At 60.9% G+C, this 17,933-nt stretch carries 15 protein-coding genes and 1 pseudogene; 3 read left to right on the top strand and 13 right to left on the bottom strand.

Annotated elements, in window-relative coordinates:
* From hutH (AC1RBR_RS27135) to hutC, 9 genes are all read right to left on the bottom strand, one after another.
* On the bottom strand, nt 1–1,528 hold a 1,528-nt coding region (gene hutH / locus AC1RBR_RS27135), incomplete at its 3' end, for a histidine ammonia-lyase (RefSeq protein WP_492567358.1).
* Between the two features lie 116 nt (nt 1,529–1,644).
* The gene (gene hutH, locus AC1RBR_RS27130) at nt 1,645–3,168 is read right to left on the bottom strand and encodes a histidine ammonia-lyase (RefSeq protein WP_492567357.1); all 1,524 of its coding nucleotides are present in this window, start codon (nt 3,166–3,168) and stop codon (nt 1,645–1,647) included.
* Between the two features lie 153 nt (nt 3,169–3,321).
* Nucleotides 3,322–4,152, bottom strand: a complete 831-nt coding sequence (locus AC1RBR_RS27125) for a quaternary amine ABC transporter ATP-binding protein (protein ID WP_007961757.1) — start codon at nt 4,150–4,152, stop codon at nt 3,322–3,324.
* A complete protein-coding gene (locus AC1RBR_RS27120) occupies nt 4,149–5,000 on the bottom strand; it encodes an ABC transporter permease (RefSeq protein ID WP_027611284.1) in 852 nt (283 codons plus the stop codon). The genes AC1RBR_RS27125 and AC1RBR_RS27120 overlap by 4 nt, the downstream gene beginning before the upstream one ends.
* 84 nt (nt 5,001–5,084) lie before the next feature.
* Nucleotides 5,085–6,053 carry an ABC transporter substrate-binding protein gene (locus tag AC1RBR_RS27115; protein WP_492567356.1) on the bottom strand — a complete coding sequence of 323 codons (969 nt, stop codon included), beginning with the start codon at nt 6,051–6,053 and terminating at the stop codon, nt 5,085–5,087.
* A gap of 69 nt (nt 6,054–6,122) precedes the next feature.
* Nucleotides 6,123–7,595: a purine-cytosine permease family protein gene (locus AC1RBR_RS27110; protein WP_492567355.1), complete on the bottom strand. Its 1,473-nt coding sequence runs from the start codon at nt 7,593–7,595 to the stop codon at nt 6,123–6,125.
* A 174-nt stretch (nt 7,596–7,769) separates the two neighbouring features.
* On the bottom strand, nt 7,770–9,467 hold the full coding sequence (gene hutU / locus AC1RBR_RS27105) for a urocanate hydratase (RefSeq protein WP_492567354.1): 1,698 nt from the start codon (nt 9,465–9,467) through the stop codon (nt 7,770–7,772).
* Between the two features lie 481 nt (nt 9,468–9,948).
* Entirely contained in the window at nt 9,949–10,518 is a 570-nt protein-coding gene (locus AC1RBR_RS27100) for a HutD/Ves family protein (RefSeq protein ID WP_492567353.1), read from the bottom strand.
* Complete coding sequence (hutC, locus tag AC1RBR_RS27095) at nt 10,515–11,225, bottom strand: histidine utilization transcriptional repressor HutC (protein WP_162803449.1); 711 nt, start codon at nt 11,223–11,225, stop codon at nt 10,515–10,517. Before hutC ends, AC1RBR_RS27100 begins: the two co-directional genes overlap by 4 nt.
* Before the next feature lie 146 nt (nt 11,226–11,371).
* On the opposite strand from hutC, the gene AC1RBR_RS27090 reads away from it, so the two are divergent.
* Nucleotides 11,372–12,736: a formimidoylglutamate deiminase gene (locus AC1RBR_RS27090; RefSeq protein WP_492567352.1), complete on the top strand. Its 1,365-nt coding sequence runs from the start codon at nt 11,372–11,374 to the stop codon at nt 12,734–12,736.
* Nucleotides 12,737–12,854: 118 nt separating this feature from the next.
* Here AC1RBR_RS27090 and AC1RBR_RS27085 read toward each other — a convergent pair whose 3' ends face one another.
* Nucleotides 12,855–13,424, bottom strand: a complete 570-nt coding sequence (locus tag AC1RBR_RS27085) for a lipocalin family protein (protein WP_492567351.1) — start codon at nt 13,422–13,424, stop codon at nt 12,855–12,857.
* A 31-nt stretch (nt 13,425–13,455) separates the two neighbouring features.
* Entirely contained in the window at nt 13,456–13,710 is a 255-nt protein-coding gene (locus tag AC1RBR_RS27080) for a hypothetical protein (protein WP_003220802.1), read from the bottom strand.
* Between the two features lie 282 nt (nt 13,711–13,992).
* Between AC1RBR_RS27080 and AC1RBR_RS27075 the strand changes: the two are divergent.
* Nucleotides 13,993–15,027: pseudogene (locus AC1RBR_RS27075) on the top strand (HAMP domain-containing protein); the annotation flags it as partial.
* A gap of 93 nt (nt 15,028–15,120) precedes the next feature.
* Nucleotides 15,121–15,885 (top strand): methyl-accepting chemotaxis protein, encoded by a 765-nt coding sequence (locus tag AC1RBR_RS27070; protein ID WP_370872645.1) that lies wholly within the window; start codon nt 15,121–15,123, stop codon nt 15,883–15,885.
* 134 nt (nt 15,886–16,019) lie between these two features.
* On the opposite strand, the gene AC1RBR_RS27065 is transcribed toward AC1RBR_RS27070, so the two are convergent.
* Nucleotides 16,020–16,622, bottom strand: coding sequence for a DUF924 family protein (locus AC1RBR_RS27065; RefSeq protein ID WP_492567350.1), 603 nt, complete (start codon nt 16,620–16,622; stop codon nt 16,020–16,022).
* Between the two features lie 3 nt (nt 16,623–16,625).
* Entirely contained in the window at nt 16,626–17,636 is a 1,011-nt protein-coding gene (locus AC1RBR_RS27060; protein ID WP_007961744.1) for a class 1 fructose-bisphosphatase, read from the bottom strand.
* Between the last annotated feature and the right edge of the window lie 297 nt (nt 17,637–17,933).

Here is a 17,933-nt window from a genome sequence, read left to right as displayed (position 1 = left end):
GGCTAGGCAAAAGCTTCGCCGGAACCAGCTCGGTCAAGCAGCGCGACGCCAACAGCTCAGTCGCCGCATTGATGTCCGGCGCAAAGAAGCGGTCCTTCTCATAGAACGGCACTTCCTTGCGCAGAATCGCCCGCGCCTGTTCCAGCTTGGCCGAGGTCTTCAGACCGTTGCGCAGGTCCAGCCCCTGCACCGCCGCCAGCCATTCCACCGCAAGAATCCCGCGAGTGTTCTCGGCCATTTCCCACAGGCGCTTGCCGGCCGCCGGAGCCATCGATACGTGGTCTTCCTGATTGGCCGAGGTCGGCAGGCTGTCGACCGAATGCGGATGGGACAGCGCCTTGTTTTCGCTGGCCAGTGCCGCGGCGGTGACCTGAGCGATCATGAAGCCCGAGTTGACGCCGCCATTGGCCACCAGGAACGGCGGCAGTTGCGACATGTGCTTGTCCATCATCAGCGAGATACGGCGTTCGCTCAGCGAGCCGATTTCAGCGATGGCCAGGGCCATGTTGTCGGCGGCCATGGCCACGGGTTCGGCGTGGAAGTTGCCACCGGAAATCACATCGCCTTCAGCGGCGAACACTAACGGGTTGTCGGAGACGGCGTTGGCTTCGACCACCAGCACGTCGGCGGCCTGACGGAACTGGGTCAGGCAGGCGCCCATGACCTGCGGCTGGCAACGCAAGGAGTACGGGTCCTGAACCTTCTCGCAGTTCTGGTGCGAGTCGGAGACTTCGCTGCGCTCGCCGAGCAGGTCGCGATATGCGGCGGCTGCATCGATCTGACCTTTCTGACCGCGAGCGGCGTGAATACGTGCATCGAACGGCGAGCGCGAACCCAATACCGCTTCAACCGTCAGACCGCCCAGTGCGATTGCGCCAGCAAACAGGTCTTCACCTTCAAACAGACCGCGCAGGGCAAATGCGGTGGACACCTGAGTGCCGTTGAGCAGCGCCAGACCTTCTTTCGCCGCCAGGGTCAGCGGGGTCAGACCGGCAACTTTCAGCGCTTCGGTGGCTTCCATCCACTCGCCCTTGTAACGCGCCTTGCCTTCGCCCAGCAGCACCAGCGACATGTGCGCCAGCGGCGCGAGGTCACCCGAGGCGCCGACCGAACCTTTGAGCGGAATGTGCGGATAAACCTCGGCGTTGATCAACGCGATCAGCGCGTCGATCACCACGCGGCGGATGCCGGAGAAACCACGGCTGAGGCTGTTGACCTTGAGCACCATGATCAGCCGCACCAGCTCATCGCTGATCGGCTGGCCGACACCAGCAGCGTGCGACAGCACCAGCGAACGCTGCAGGTTTTCCAGGTCTTCGCTGGCGATGCGGGTCGAAGCCAGCAGGCCGAAACCGGTGTTGATGCCGTAGGCAGTGCGGTTCTCGGCAAGGATCTGCTCGACGCACGCGACGCTGGCCTCGATCTGCGCCGCAGCACTGTGGTCGAGGGTCAGCTTGACCGGTTGCTGATAGACATCACGCAGTTGGGCCAGGCTCAGTTGGCCGGGAATCAGGTTCAGCGCAGTCATTAAAATGCTCCTTTTGAACATTGTTATTAACTACCAGTCGCTCCGGAGCATTCCGTTATCCGTCGTTTCTCGTCTTGTGGACGATCCGCGCCTTGGCACGCTGGTATGGGTAGTTGTCAGTGCAGATTCGTTAATACGTTGTGCAGCGCATTCGGGTTTTTCAGCACGCTGGCGGCGGCGGCGATATCCGGCGCCAGCCAGCGATCCTGATCGTAGGTCGGGACGGTTTCACGCAGCAGGCGCCACGCCCGGTCAGTGCCCGCACCAAAGCGCTGCTCCTTGAGGAATTCAAAGGCCTGCGCCGCCAGCAGGTATTCGATGGCGAGGATCTGCGTGCAGTTTTCCAAGGCGCGGTGCAGCTTCAGCGCAGCGCTGGTGCCCATGCTCAGGTGGTCTTCCTGCAGGCCCGAGGTGACGTAGTTGTCGAGCACCGCCGGCTGCGCCAATTGGCGGTTCTCGGCACACAGCGAAGCGGCGACGTATTGCACGATCATCATCCCGGAGTTCACCCCCGGATTGGCCACCAGAAACGCCGGCAGGCCGCTGACGTGCGGGTTGACCAGCCGATCGAGACGGCGCTCGGCAATCGAGCCGATTTCAGCCATGGCAATCGCCAGCAGATCCGCCGCCATCGCCACTGACTGGCCGTGCGGGTTGGCCTGCGACATCACCCGGAAGTTGTCGGGCGTGCCCAGCAGCAACGGGTTGTCAGTGCAGCCGTTGAGTTCGGCTTCGACCTGTTTGATCGCATGTTCCAGTTGATCGCGCGCAGCGCCGTGCACCTGCGGAATCGAACGGATGCTCAGCGCATCCTGAGTGCGAATGCCTTTGCTGGTCGCGATTACTTCACTGCCATCGAGCAAGGCGCGCAGGTTGCTACCGACCTGTTGCATGCCAGGGTGCGGCTTGAGCGCGATGATCTCGGCATCAAACGCGGCGATCTGCCCGCGCTGCGCTTCGAAACTCATGGCGCCGATCACATCGGCCCATTGCACCAGGCGCATCGCGTCGGCAATCGCCAGGCAACTGAGGCCGGTCATGCACGGCGTGCCGTTGACCAGGCACAAGCCGTCCTTCGCACCCAATTGCACCGGCTGCAGACCTTCCTCAGCCAATGCCTGTTGCGCCGAGATAATCTGCCCGCGATAGCTGACATTGCCTACGCCCAGCAGCGCGATGCCGATGTGCGCCATGTGCGTCAGGTAACCCACCGAACCTTGCGACGGAACCTGCGGGGTGATGCCGCGATTGAGCAGCGCCAGCAGCGCTTCGACCACGCGGCGATGAATGCCGGATTTGCCGTGGCTGAAGTTGTGAATCGCAGCGCAGATGATCGCGCGGGTTTGCTCATCAGGCAGTACCGGGCCGACGCCGCAGGCGTGACTGAGCAAGGTGTTGCGCGAGAGCTGGCTGAGTTGTTCGTCCTTCAGCGACACGTTGGACAGACCACCCAGACCGGTGTTGACGCCATAGGCACGCTCGCCGCTTTCGACGATGCGCTGGACGATGCCCTGAGCGTTTTCGATGCGCGCCCAGGTCTCGCTCGACAGTTCCAAAGTGGCGCCGTGACGGGCGACGGCGACCACGTCCTGCCAACGCAGGGGGCTGCCGGTGATGATGATTTTTTCAGCCTGGGACATCTAAAACCTCATGCCTATTCTGTTGATACACCAACTGTGGCGAGGGAGCTTGCTCCCGCTGGACTGCGAAGCAGACCCAAAATTTTTGCGACCGCTGCGCGCTCGAGCGGGAGCAAGCTCCCTCGCCACAAAAGCAGTCTCACCCTTAGTCCACTAAACCACCGCCGCCCGCCGCTGCACGAACCGGTCGACATATTCGTCCGCCGGCGAATGCAGGATCTCTCTCGGGGTGCCGACCTGAATCAGCTTGCCGTCCTTGAGAATCGCGATGCGGTTGCCGATGCGCACGGCCTCGTCGAGGTCGTGAGTGATGAAGACGATGGTCTTGTGCAGGGTCTTTTGCAGCTCCAGCAACTGATCCTGCATCTCGGCGCGGATCAGCGGATCCAGCGCACTGAACGCTTCGTCCATCAGGATGATGTCGGTGTCCGCCGCCAAGGCGCGGGCCAGGCCGACACGCTGACGCATGCCGCCGGAGAGCTGGTGCGGGTATTTGTTTTCGTAGCCTTTGAGGCCCACGGTGTTGATCCAGTGCAACGCGCGTTCGGCGCACAGTTGCTTGCTCTCGCCGCGCACTTTCAGGCCATAGGCGACGTTCTCGATCACGGTCTTGTGCGGCAGCAGGCCGAAGCTCTGGAACACCATGCTGATCTTGTGCCGGCGAAATTCGCGCAGGGCTTCCATGTCGTATTGCAGGATGTCCACGCCGTCGACCAGGATCGCGCCGCTGGTGGGGTCGATCAGGCGATTGAAGTGGCGCACCAGCGTCGATTTGCCGGAGCCGGACAGGCCCATGATCACGAAGATCTCGCCAGTGCCGATGCTCAGCGACAGGTCGTTGACCCCGACCACGCAACCGGTTTCGTTCAGCACCTGGTCCTTGGTCTTGCCCTGGCCGACCATCGCCAGTGCGTCCTTGGCGCGGTTGCCGAAAATCTTGAAGACGTTTTTGACTTCGATCTTGCTCACGGTTGCGTTGTTCATTTGCTCACCTCATGCCGTGGCCGACCGTACGCCTGAGTAATGCGGTCGATGACCACTGCGAGAATCACGATCGCCAGACCGGCTTCGAGGCCGCGTCCGACGTTGAGGGTCTGAATCCCCACCAGCACATCTTCACCCAGGCCACGGGCGCCGATCATCGAGGCGATCACCACCATTGACAGGGCCATCATCGTGGTCTGGTTGATCCCGGCCATGATGCTTGGCAGGGCCAGCGGCAGTTGCACGCCGAACAGTTGCTGCCAGCGATTGGCACCGAAGGCGTTGATCGCTTCCATCACTTCACCGTCGACCTGGCGGATGCCCAGATCGGTCAGGCGGATCAGCGGCGGCGCGGCGTAGATCACCGTGGCGAAAATCGCCGGGACCTTGCCCAGGCCGAACAGCATCAGCACCGGGATCAGGTACACGAAACTTGGCATCGTTTGCATGATGTCGAGCAACGGCATCAACACCGAACGCAAGCGGTTGCTGCGCGCCGAGAGGATCCCCAGCGGGATGCCGATCAGCACCGAAATGATCGTCGCGACCATCATCAGCGCCAGGGTCTGCATAAGTTTGTCCCACAGGCCGACAGCACCGACGAGGAATAGCAGACCGACGATGACAGCGGTGGTCAGCACTTTGCGCGTGGCGTGCCAGGCGACGACGCCGACGATCGCCAGCATCAACCACCACGGCGCCGCACGCAGCAGGCCTTCGAGGTTGACGATGGCCCACAGCAGCGTGTCCGAGATGTGGCGGAACACATCACCGTAGTTGGTGACCAGCGAATCGACCCAACCGTTGACCCAGTCGGCGATGGAAAAGGTAAAGCTTTCGGGAAACATAAGCGGCTCTCAATCAGAAATCTCAATCAAGCGATTTACGGCATATCTCCCGGCCAGCCTCACAGTTGACCGGGAGGTATCGACCTACAGCGCCGCGTCGATTTTCCTGGCTGCGTCGTCACTGACCCACGCGTGCCAGACCTCAGGATGTTCCTTGAGGAAGATTTTCGCCAGCTTCGGCGACTCAATACGTTCCTTCGCCATGCGGCCCAGGTTCTGGTTCAGCAGGTCGATCGGCAGGTTGACCTTTTCCAGCACGGCCACCAGCTCCGGCGCTTGTTCGTGGAAGGTTTTGGACAGGCCGACCTTGATGGTCACGGTCTTGTCGACGCCCGCTTTCTCTTCCAGCTTCACCGCGTCGATCTGGCCCATCAGCGGGGTTGGCGTCCAGTAGTAGAACAGGATCGGCTCGCCACGCTTGTAACTCGACAGCACCGCCGCATCCAGCGCAGGGCCTGTGCCCGGGCGGAAGTTGGTGTAGCTGTTTTCCAGACCATAGCTTTTGAGCATTTCGCTGTTGTCCAGCTCGCAGGTCCAACCGGCCGGGCAGTTGTAGAAACGGCCCTTGGACGGCTCTTCGGCATCTTTGAACACGGCCGCGTACTTGCCCAGATCGGCGATGTTTTTCAGATCCGGGGCTTTCGCTTCGATCTTGCGTTTGGCATCGCCTTCGATCACGTAGCGCGGCACGTACCAGCCTTCCACGGCACCGACGACCGGCGCGCCGACACCAACCACCTTGCCGGCCTTCTCGGCCTTGTTCCAGACCTCGCTGCGGCCGACCCACTCTTCGGCGAACACTTGAATGTCGTTGCTGCTCAGGGCGTTCTCCATGGTGATGGAGTTGCCCGGCAAGGTGTCGGTCTTGCAGTCGTAGCCTTTCTCCAGCACCACTTGCAGCAAGTCGGTCAGCAACATGCCGCTTTCCCAGTTCAGGCCGGCGAATTTCACCGGTTTGCCGGATTCGCACCAGCCGGCCGCCTGGGTGGCACCGGCACTGGCCAACAGGCCCATGGACAGCAGTGTGGTGAGCAGGGTCTTGTTCGATTTCATTGTTGCGACGCTCCTAATCATGAATTGGCTTACGGCAGTCAAGAGGCATCCAGCCCTGTCCACGTCCAATCAGGCCTGCGCCGCAGCGCGCCCGGCCCCACTTTTTTCAGGTGGTACAACGCTGTTCTGCTCGACCGGCAGAATCAGTTGATCAGGCACCGAGCCGTGCCATTTTTTTGCGCACACGTAATAGAGGGCAGCAGGCAGCACCAGACCGATGATCCAGGAGATATCCACATCACCGAGGGCAGCCACCAGCGGGCCGGTGTAGAACTTGGTGGAGATGAACGGCAGCTGCACCAGCACGCCGAACACATAGACACTGATCCCGAGCAGGTTCCAGCGGCCATAGCGACCATTCGGATCGGCCAGCGCCGGCACGTCGTAGCGCTCGCGGGTGATGCAGTAGTAGTCGACCAGGTTGATCGCGCTCCATGGAGTGAAGAACGCCAGCAGGAACAGGATGAACGACTTGAACGCACCGAGGAACGAGTGCTGACCGAGCAAGGCGATCAGGGTTGCCGCGCCGACGATCACCAGCACGAACACCAGACGCTGCATACGCGTAACGGTCAGGTGCCCTTTGAAACCACTGATGATGGTGGCGATGCACATGAAGCTGCCGTAGGAGTTCAGCGTCGAGATGGTCACCTTGCCGAACGCGATGCTGAAGTACAGCAGCGCGGCGGTGGCACCGGTGCCGCCCAGTCCGACGATGTAGGCCACTTCGTGACCGGCAAACTGGCCGTTGGCCGAAGCTGCCGCGAATACGCCAAGCACCATCGCCACCTGCGCACCGATGACCGAACCGGCGCCAGCGGCAAAGAAGGTTTTCACCGAGGAAATCTTGCTCGGCAGGTAGCGCGAATAGTCCGCCACATACGGGCCGAACGCGATCTGCCAGGAGGCCGCGAGCGACACCGCCAGCAGGAAGCTGCTCCAGCTGAAGTGACGGATCTGCAACAGTGCGCCCACATCCACCTGGCTCAGCAAACGGCTGAACAGATACACGAAGGCAATCACGCCGATGACACTGGCGACCCGGCCGATCCAGTGGATCACCCGATAACCAAGCACCGTGACCAGCACAATGACACTGGCGAACAGCAGGATGCCAACCGTGTCACTGACGCCAAACAACTGGCCCAGCGCCTGCCCGGAAAGCACCGTACCGGTGGCGGTGAACCCCAGATACATCAGGCATACCAGCACGATCGGGATCGCCGCGCCGTACACGCCGAATTGCACGCGGCTGGAAATCATCTGCGGCAGGCCCAGTTTTGGCCCTTGCGCCGCATGCAGCGCCATCACCCCGCCGCCCAACAGTTGGCCGATCAGCAGACCGATCAACGACCAGAACACATCACCGCCCAGCACCACGGCCAGCGCCCCGGTGACAATCGCGGTGATTTGCAGATTCGCACCCATCCACAAGGTGAACTGGCTCAACAGACGACCGTGTCTTTCCGCTTCCGGGATGTAGTCGATCGAACGCCTTTCGATCAACGGTTTGTTGCCTGCACGATCGGGGGTTACAGCCATGATTCAACCTCTGTGGATTGTTATTCGAGTTCACTGAGCGTCTTGCGCGGGCGGCTTTTGGTGGGAGCGGGCTTGCTCGCGAAGGGGCCGGCACATTCGAAACATGTGCTGACTGATCCAACGCGTTCGTGAGCAAGCCCACTCCCACCAAAAGCATTTCCCACAGAATTGCGATTATTTGCCGGTAATCATCGGCAGGTTCAGGCCCTGCTCCTTCGCACAATCGATGGCGATCTGGTAGCCGGCATCGGCGTGACGCATGACGCCAGTGGCCGGATCGTTGTGCAGCACGCGCGCAATACGCTCGGCCGCTTCGTCAGTGCCGTCGCAGACAATCACCATGCCCGAGTGCTGCGAGAAGCCCATGCCCACGCCGCCGCCGTGGTGCAGGGAAACCCAGGTCGCGCCGCTCGCGGTGTTCAGCAGAGCGTTGAGCAGTGGCCAGTCGGAGACGGCGTCGGAACCGTCCTGCATCGATTCGGTTTCGCGATTCGGGCTGGCCACCGAGCCGGAGTCGAGATGGTCGCGACCGATCACGATCGGTGCCGACAGCTCACCGCTGCGCACCATTTCGTTGAACGCCAGACCGAGCTTGGCGCGCAGGCCCAGACCGACCCAGCAGATACGTGCCGGCAGACCCTGGAAGCTGATGCGCTCTCGGGCCATGTCCAGCCAGTTGTGCAGGTGCGCGTCGTCCGGGATCAGCTCTTTGACTTTGGCGTCGGTTTTGTAGATGTCCTGCGGATCACCCGACAGTGCCGCCCAGCGGAACGGGCCGATGCCACGGCAGAACAGTGGGCGGATGTAGGCAGGGACGAAGCCCGGGAAGTCGAACGCGTTTTCCACGCCTTCTTCCTGCGCCATCTGACGGATGTTGTTGCCGTAGTCGAAGGTCGGAATGCCTTGCTTCTGGAAGTCCAGCATCGCTTTGACGTGGACAGCCATCGACTGCTTGGCGGCTTTGATCACAGCGGCCGGCTCGGTCTTGGCGCGGGCGCGATACTCGTCCCAGGTCCAGCCCGCCGGCAGATAACCGTTGAGTGGGTCGTGGGCGCTGGTCTGGTCGGTGACCATGTCCGGACGCACGCCGCGCTTGACCAGTTCCGGGAGGATTTCGGCGGCGTTGCCCAGCAGGGCAATGGAGATCGCTTTGCCTTCGGCGGTGTATTTGGCAATGCGCGCCAGGGCGTCGTCGAGGTCTTTGGCTTGTTCGTCGACGTAACGGCTTTTCAGGCGGAAATCGATGCTCACCTGCTGGCATTCGATGTTCAGCGAGCAGGCGCCAGCCAGGGTTGCAGCGAGTGGCTGAGCACCGCCCATGCCACCCAGACCGGCGGTCAGCACCCACTTGCCCTTGAGGTTATCGTTGTAGTGCTGGCGGCCGGCTTCGACGAAGGTTTCGTAGGTGCCCTGGACGATGCCCTGGCTGCCGATGTAGATCCAGCTGCCGGCGGTCATCTGGCCGTACATCGCCAGGCCTTTGGCGTCGAGTTCGTTGAAATGTTCCCAGCTCGCCCAGTGCGGCACCAGGTTGGAGTTGGCGATCAGTACGCGCGGGGCGTTGCTGTGGGTTTTGAACACGCCGACCGGCTTGCCGGATTGCACCAGCAGGGTCTCGTCGTCGTTCAAATTGGTCAGGCTTTCGACGATCTTGTCGTAGCACTCCCAGTTGCGCGCAGCGCGACCGATGCCACCGTAGACCACCAGCTCTTTCGGGTTCTCGGCCACTTCCGGGTCGAGGTTGTTCATCAGCATGCGCAGCGGCGCTTCGGTCAGCCAGCTCTTGGCGGTCAGCTTGTTGCCGCGCGATGCACGGATTTCGACGTCACGTCTCTTTGTATAAACGGCAGTTGCAGGCTTATTGTCAGTCACGAAAAAGACTCCTCAGCGATCAATTCAAACCAACCCTGGCAGTGGGCAAGCAGCCTGTGCGCTTCAATGCGCGACAAGCGAATCAGTGGACGCTGCGGACTTATACGCATACGTCTTTACTTGTACATACAAGCATATGCAATCAAGCGGCCAACTTGCTGGAGAGGCGTTCAAGAAAAATCGCGGACTAGGCTGCAGAGCGCCTGAGACAAGGCTTTCGGCGTGAATGAAAATTTTTGCGGAGGTCTATGAGGGAAGTGTGCGGCTGTTACGAAAGCGTGGTTTTGCGCCACGCTGGGGCGTTCGGTAACAAGTTGGTGCGCTGAGGGAAACGGCCTGTAGAAATGCAATTGTGGCGAGGGAGCTTGCTCCCGCTGGAGGCCGAAGGACTCCCATTCCGGCATTTACCGAAATGGGGCCGCTTCGCAGCCCAGCGGGAGCAAGCTCCCTCGCCACAATGTGTTTTATATGAGCAGAAGGATCAGCGCGCAGTCAGTTCGATCACGCAGCACGCCGCATTGACCGCCACTTCAACCAGCCCGGTGTTACCGTCCAGTTGCAGACAATCATGCCGACCCAGTTGCGCAGTGCTGTTACCGACCTGCACTTGCAGCAGCTCACTGACACTGAACACCAGCACCGTCGATGCCGAGCTGAAGAACCGCTGCTCACCATCCAGCCACTGCAACCGCGCGCTGTACCGCTGCGGCGCGTAGATCAGGTTGAAATCGCGGATCGCGCCACCGAGCAAAGTGCAGGACACCTGGCTTTCGCCACTGAACGCAAACGGATCCAGCGGTAACAGTGGATGCGTGTCATCGCCATCAACGCACAGGGTCATGCCGTCACCCTGCAGCACCGTAATCACTCGCTGGTAACCGGCGAATGTCGAGAAACCACCGGACTCGGCAATGTCGGCAATCGACAGCCGCCAACCGAAACCATCGAGGCCAGCTCCGGCGTCACGGGTGATTTCCTCGGTGCTGCCGCCGCCGTTTTTCCACGGCATGCGCGGGTAACCCTCGGCGCGTAAAACCTTCAATCCATTCATTTATGAAAGCGTCCTTCCAGACGATGACGGGAACCGGGGTGGATCAAGCGAGCGGCGGTCACCGGCTGACGCCCCGACCAGGTGCGGCGACGGATCAGCAGGCAAGGCTCGCCTTTTTCGATCTGCAGCAGCTTGCACTCGGATGGCTCGGCGAGGATCGCTTCAACCACATGCTCGCCTTCGGTCAGCGGCGCCACCTGATTGAGATAGGCGTAAGGCGTCTGCAGGGTGAAGTCCTGCTTGAGGTATTCCGGGGCGACCAGTGCGTTGACGAAACGGTCTTCGATTTGCACCGGAATATCGTTTTCGTAATGCACGATCAGCGAGTGGAAGACCTTCTGCCCTTCGCGCATGTCCAGCGCCAGTGCACGCTCGGAGCCGGCAGCCTCTTCTTCGAGGGTGATCACCTGGCAGGTGTGGCGATGGCCACGGGAGGCGATTTCGTCGGCGATGTTGTGCACTTCGAACAGCGCGGACTGGCTCTTCGGTTCGGCGACAAACGTACCGACACCTTGCATGCGCACCAACAGGCCGTCGGCGGTCATTTCGCGCAGCGCACGGTTGATGGTCATGCGGCTGAAGCCGAGCTGGCTGACCAGTTCGCTTTCCGACGGTACGCGGTAATGCGGTGGCCAGTTACCGCTGTCGATCTGCTGGGTGATCATCTGTTTGACGCGGGCGTACAAGGGCGCCGGACTGTCGCCCATGTTCGCGGCCAACGGGGAGACTGGAGGCGGAGTCGGCACGGTTGATCCCTGTTCATTGGATGAAGGTTGCTAGCTTGCCGGAGTTTACCGGGCAGGCAAACGTCTGTATATGTATATACAAATAACACACGATGGGGTGCTGAACCATGTCCGCTTTCTTTGCCGAACGCGCGCTGCTGCCTAACGGATGGGCCAATAATGTACGTCTTGAGGTCAATGCCGATGGCGTGTTGACCCAAATCCTGGCCGATTCCACCGCAGACGGCGCCGAACGGCTGAGCGGTCCGCTGCTGCCGGGCATGCCCAATCTGCACTCCCACGCCTTTCAGCGCGCGATGGCCGGGCTGGCCGAAGTGGCCGGTAATCCCAACGACAGTTTCTGGACCTGGCGTGACCTGATGTATCGCCTCGTCGGAAAAATCAGCCCGGAGCAGCTCGGCGTGATCGCCCGTCAGCTGTACATCGAAATGCTCAAGGCCGGTTACACCTCAGTTGCTGAATTCCACTATGTGCACCACGACAACAACGGTCAGCCGTATGCCGATCCGGCCGAGTTGGCACTGCGCATCAGTCAGGCAGCGAGCGAAAGCGGTATCGGCCTGACTCTGTTGCCGGTGCTGTACAGCCATTCCGGATTCGGCGGCCAAACGCCCAATGATGGGCAGCGCCGCTTTATCAACAGCACCGAAAACTACCTGAAGCTGCAATCGCGCCTGCAACCGCTGCTGGCTCAGCAAAAAGCGCAATCGCTGGGTCTGTGCTTCCACTCGCTGCGCGCGGTCACCCCGCAGCAGATCAGTGAAGTTCTGGGGGCCAGCGACAAACAATGCCCGGTGCACATCCACATCGCCGAACAGCAGAAAGAGGTCGATGACTGCCTGAGCTGGAGCGGTCGCCGGCCGCTGCAATGGCTCTACGAAAACACCGAGGTCGATCAGCGCTGGTGCCTGGTTCACGCGACCCACGCCAACCCGGAAGAAGTCACGCTGATGGCCAAAAGTCGGGCCATCGCCGGACTGTGCCTGACCACTGAAGCGAATCTGGGCGACGGGATTTTCCCGGCCGTGGATTTCCTCGCTCAGGGCGGACGCATGGGCATCGGGTCCGACAGCCATGTCTCGCTCAGCGTGGTCGAGGAATTACGCTGGCTGGAATACGGCCAGCGTCTGCGTGATCAGCGGCGTAACCGTTTGTATGGCGCGGATCAACCGATGGTCGGGCGCACGTTGTATGACGCGGCGCTGGACGGCGGCGCCCAGGCGCTGGGGCAGCCGATTGGTGCGCTGGAAGTCGGCAAGCGTGCCGACTGGATCGTGCTCGATGGCAATGATCCGTATCTGGCGACGGCCAGCGGTGACGGGATTCTGAATCGCTGGCTGTTTGCCGGTGGCGATCGTCAGGTGCGCGACGTGTTGGTCAATGGCCAGTGGGTGGTGCGCGATGGCCGGCATGCGGGCGAAGAAGACAGTGCACGCGCGTTCACCCAGGTTCTGCGTGAACTGCTGGGCTGACACAAAGCAAAATGTGGGAGTGAGCCTGCTCGCGATGGCGGTGTGTCAGACATAAATATGTGACTGACACACCGCCATCGCGAGCAGGCTCACTCCTACATTGATTTTGTGGTGACCTTTAGTTCGAAGTCTTGGCCATCTGCCGATCCGACGCCCGCCAGATCAGTCGCGTGGTGTCGTAACCCTGCTGCCGCGCCTTGCTCAAAAGCTCTTCACGCACCACACCGTTGACGGTCGGCGTGCGCGACAGCAGCCACATGTACTTGCGAGTCGGGTCGCCGACAATGGCGGTCTTGTAGTCGTCGCTGACGTACAACACCCAGTATTCGCCTTTCGCCACACCCGGAATCAAGCGCGAGAACCAGGTATCGAACTCGACCCACAACTTGTCGGTCTTGCCCGGCACCTGTGGGTAGGCCTTGCCCTTGGCTTCTTCCCATTGCCAGTCGGCGGTCAGGCAGCGATTGAGCACATCGACATTGCCGTCCGGTCTGAGCGAGTAATGGGCTTCGGACTGCGCGCAGTTACGCTGGAAGTACATCGGCAGGCGCGCCAGTTCATACCAGGTGCCCTGATAACGCTTGAGGTTGACACTATGAGCCGTCTTGGGCGCCAGCGGATCTTCACCGTGGGTGGCGCAGCCGGCCAGTACCAGGCCGGCAAAAAGGACGAACAATAACCGCTTCATTATTTTTCTCCCGTGGGCGCGTAGCCCCGGTTTACTTCAGGCCTTGGCCGGAAAACATCAGCACTTTGTCACCGGCGTACTGCACGCTGATAAAGCTGTTTTTGTCGCCCCAGGTGCAACTGGACATGCCGAGCGCGCCCGAACAGTCGGTGGGTTTGCCGAGCAGCGTCTCAACCTCGGCCTTGGCCATGCCGGCCGAAAGCTTGGAATAGTTTTCCTGATTGACCTTGCTGCACGCGGCCAACAGCACGCAAAAAGTCAGAAGGGCGATAGATCGCAGCGACATGAAGTAACTCCTGGAGCGGAAGGGGGATGGCATGGTGCCAACCAGAAGCTTAGAAGAGAAAACCCTCATCTGGTTCCCTTCAGAAAGGCCTATTTATTGCTCCGCTCGTCTGGCATTTACCGGTAAATCAGACACTTTCTGCGGCTAATGAGCATTTCGTCGCATTTCATCCAAGACGCCTAATCTTTGGCGCGCTGCGGTCGAAATAAGAGCAGCGCAAAGCCCCCGAGTGTGGCAAATTGCCGCCCTTTCTCGACCAGCCCCTTCGCGGTAGTTCATTCGATGACCAGAAACATGAAATTCAGCCACAAGATCTTGTTGGCTGCCGCCCTCGTGGTGGCCGTTGCATTCGCCTGTTTCATTTTGTTCAACGACTATCGACAACGCGAAGCCCTGAGCAGCAGCACCGAAGCCTCGATGCAGGAGCTGGGCAGCCTGACCACCAGCAACATCCAGACCTGGCTGGAAAGCCGCATCCAGTTGCTGCAATCGCTGTCGCAGCAGGTCGCCGCCGACGGCAGCGCCCCGGCCAGCCTGAAGCGCATCATCGACCTGCCCGCCTACACCGGCAATTTCCAGCTCAGTTACTTCGGCGGCGCTGACGGCGTGATGTTCTCGGTACCCGCCGGCAACCGCGCGCCGGATTACGATCCGCGCGCCCGTGGCTGGTACAAGGCGGCCAACAGTGCCCAACAGACCATCGTCACCGAACCCTACATCGCCGCTTCCTCGGGCAAACTGGTGATCACCGTCGCCACCCCGGTGCAACGTCAGGGCCAGATGATCGGTGTAGCCGGCGCGGATATCGACCTGACCAGCGTCAGCGCGATCATCAACTTGCTCAACTTTGGTGGCCACGGCCATGCGTTCATCGTCAGCGCCGATGGCAAGATCCTGATTCACCCGGACAGCAAACTGGTCCTGAAAACCCTTGCCGAGGCCTATCCGAACGGCGCACCGAAAGTCAGCCCGGGCCTGAAAGAAGTCGAGTTCGACGGCAAGACGCAGTTGATCTCCTTCACCCGCGTCAATGGCGTGCCTTCGGCTGACTGGTACGTGGCGCTGGTGCTGGACAAGGACACCGCGTTCTCGATGCTCAGCGAGTTCCGCACCTCGGCGCTGATCGCCATGATCATCGCCGTGGTGATCATCATCGCCCTGCTTGGCATGCTGATCCGCGTGCTGATGCAACCGCTGCTGACCATGGGCCGCGCCATGCATGACATCGCTGAAGGTGAAGGCGACCTGACCAAACGTCTGGTGATCCACGGCCACGACGAATTCGGCGCGCTGGGCCTGTCGTTCAACCGCTTCGTCGAGCGCATTCACACTTCGATCCGCGAAGTGGCCTCGGCCACCGGCCAGGTCAACGAAGTCGCCCTGCGCGTGGTCGCCGCGTCGAACTCATCGATGTACAACTCGGATCAACAATCCAGCCGCACCAACAGCGTGGCCGCCGCGATCAACCAGCTCGGCGCCGCCGCCCAGGAAATCGCCCAGAACGCGGCCCTCGCCTCGCAGCATTCCAGCGATGCGCGCAGCCTGGCGGTCGACGGCCAGCAGGTTGTGGATAAAACCATTCACGCGATGCAGCAGTTGTCGGCAAAAATCAGCGACTCCTGCGGCAACATTGAAACCCTCAACAGCAACACGGTAAACATCGGGCAGATTCTGGAAGTGATCACCAGCATCTCGCAGCAGACCAACCTGCTGGCGCTCAACGCCGCCATCGAAGCGGCCCGCGCCGGTGAGGCTGGCCGTGGTTTCGCGGTGGTCGCTGATGAAGTGCGCAACCTCGCCCACCGCACTCAGGACTCGGCGCAGCAAGTGCAGAAGATGATCGAAGAACTGCAAGTCGGCGCACGCCAGGCAGTGAGCATCATGACCGAGAGCCAGCGCGAGAGCGAAAGCAGCGTTGGCATCGCCAACCAGGCTGGCGAACGCCTGGGCAGCGTGACCCAGCGCATCGGCGAGATCGACGGCATGAACCAGTCAGTGGCTACCGCGACCGAAGAGCAGACTGCCGTGGTCGAGTCGATCAACGTCGACATCAACGAGATCAACACGCTGAACCAGGAAGGTGTGGAGAACCTGCAGGCAACCTTGCGTGCGTGCTCGGATCTGGAGCAGCAGGCGGCGCGCTTAAAGCAGTTGGTAGGCAGCTTCAGGATCTAAGGCGCGGCCACTGGCCTCTTCGCGAGCAAGCCCGCTCCCACAGGGATCTTCGGTGTTAACACAATGTGTGTTCCACCATGAGGCACTGTGGGAGCGGGCTTGCTCGCGAAGACGGCAGCAGCCTTAACGCAAGTTTAGAATCGGGAACCTGGCCCGGCGAGAAATTCAAGTTCTTCCGCCATCGACTCCCGCCCCAACACCGCATTGCGATGCGGAAACCGTCCAAACCGCGCAATCACTTTCTGATGCCGCTCGGCATAGTCCAGATTGTCGGCAAACACCGCCCGCTCGGCTTCCGGCTGTTCAGCCACCAGTTCGATGAATCTGGACACCGCTTCATTCTGCACCGCGAGGTTTTCGCAGTGTTCGAACACCAGATAAATGAATACCCGCTGAATCGGCTTCAGTTGCCGGTCGAAGTCCGCCGCAATGCCCTGCGCGACGAGTTTCTGCGCGCGCAGATCACCGGAAAAGGCTTTGGGTGTATCGCGAAAGATCATTCGCGGCAATTGATCGAGCAGCAGCACCACAGCCAGCCAACCTTCGGGACGTTGCGTCCACTCGGTCAATTCGCCGGCGAGGGCCTGATCGACAAAGACCCCGAAACGCTCACGCGCTTCGAGGTCTTGGCTGTCTTTCTTGCCGAACCACAACTTGCCCTTGTCAGCCGCAATCTCGTCCGGTGATTCGCTTTGTCCGAACCACCAATCGAGCAACGGCTGCCAGGGCGCGTTCATGGCTTATTCCTTGTGGTAAGCCGTGGCGCGGGCGACTTCTTCTTTCGAGCCGAGGAACACCGCTACGCGCTGGTGCAGGCCTTCCGGCTGAATGTCGAGGATGCGCTGGTGACCGTCGGTGGACGCGCCGCCGGCCTGCTCCACCAGGAACGACATCGGGTTGGCTTCGTACATCAGACGCAGTTTGCCCGGCTTCGACGGCTCACGGCTGTCGCGTGGGTACATGAACAGACCGCCACGGGTCAGGATGCGGTGCACGTCGGCCACCATCGCCGCGACCCAACGCATGTTGTAGTTCTTCTTCAGCGGGCCTTCTTCGCCGGCCAGCAGTTCGCTGACGTAGCGTTGTACCGGGGCTTCCCAGTGGCGCTGGTTGGACATGTTGATCGCGAATTCCTGGGTGGTTTCAGGAATGGTGATGTCTTCGTGGGTCAGCACGAAGCTGCCCATTTCGCGATCCAGGGTGAAGCCTTTGACGCCGTCGCCCAGGGTCAGCACCAGCATGGTCTGCGGGCCGTAGATTGCGTAACCGGCAGCAACCTGCTGGGTGCCTGGCTGCAGGAAGGCTTTTTCGTTCAGCGGCTCGTTCTGGCTCAGGTATTCGTTCGGGCAACGCAGTACCGAGAAGATGGTGCCGACCGGCGCGTTGATGTCGATGTTCGACGAGCCGTCCAGTGGGTCGAACACCAGCAGGTAGGCGCCTTTCGGGTATTTGCCCGGGATCTGGTAGGCATTGTCCATTTCTTCGGACGCCATGCCGGCCAAGTGACCGCCCCATTCGTTGGCTTCGAGCAGGATCTCGTTCGACAGCACGTCGAGTTTCTTCTGCACTTCGCCTTGGACGTTTTCAGTGCCCATGCTGCCCAGAACACCACCCAGGGCGCCTTTGGACACGGCGTGGCTGATCTCTTTGCAGGCACGCGCCACCACTTCGATCAGGAAGCGCAGATCGGCAGGAGTGTTATTGCTGCGGGTCTGCTCAATCAAATAGCGACTCAGGGTAACGCGGGACATGGACGGCTCCGGTGGAATGGGGGGCTAAAAACCCGCGCAGTTTACAGGGAGTCTGAAAACCTAGCGAGCGATGACGCCCGGTAACGTGCATTGGGGCGCAATTGCTTGTATCAGACGTGATCGGGTCGAGAGAGTTCAGGTGCCGGATTGAGCGTAGTTCGAAACGGGACGGGTGGTGCGTGGCGCAAACGTCCGGACAGAAATTTTTGTCGGCTGACCGGACGCCTTCGCGAGCAAGCCCGCTCCCACATTGATCGCGTCCATCAAGGCTACTCGGTCAACTGTGGGAGCGGGCTT

The sequence above is a fragment of the Pseudomonas sp. GW823-FHT01D03 genome (genome assembly GCF_058798255.1).
Note: the sequence above shows the minus strand (reverse complement) of the source record. Positions and strands in the feature narration are given on the sequence as shown.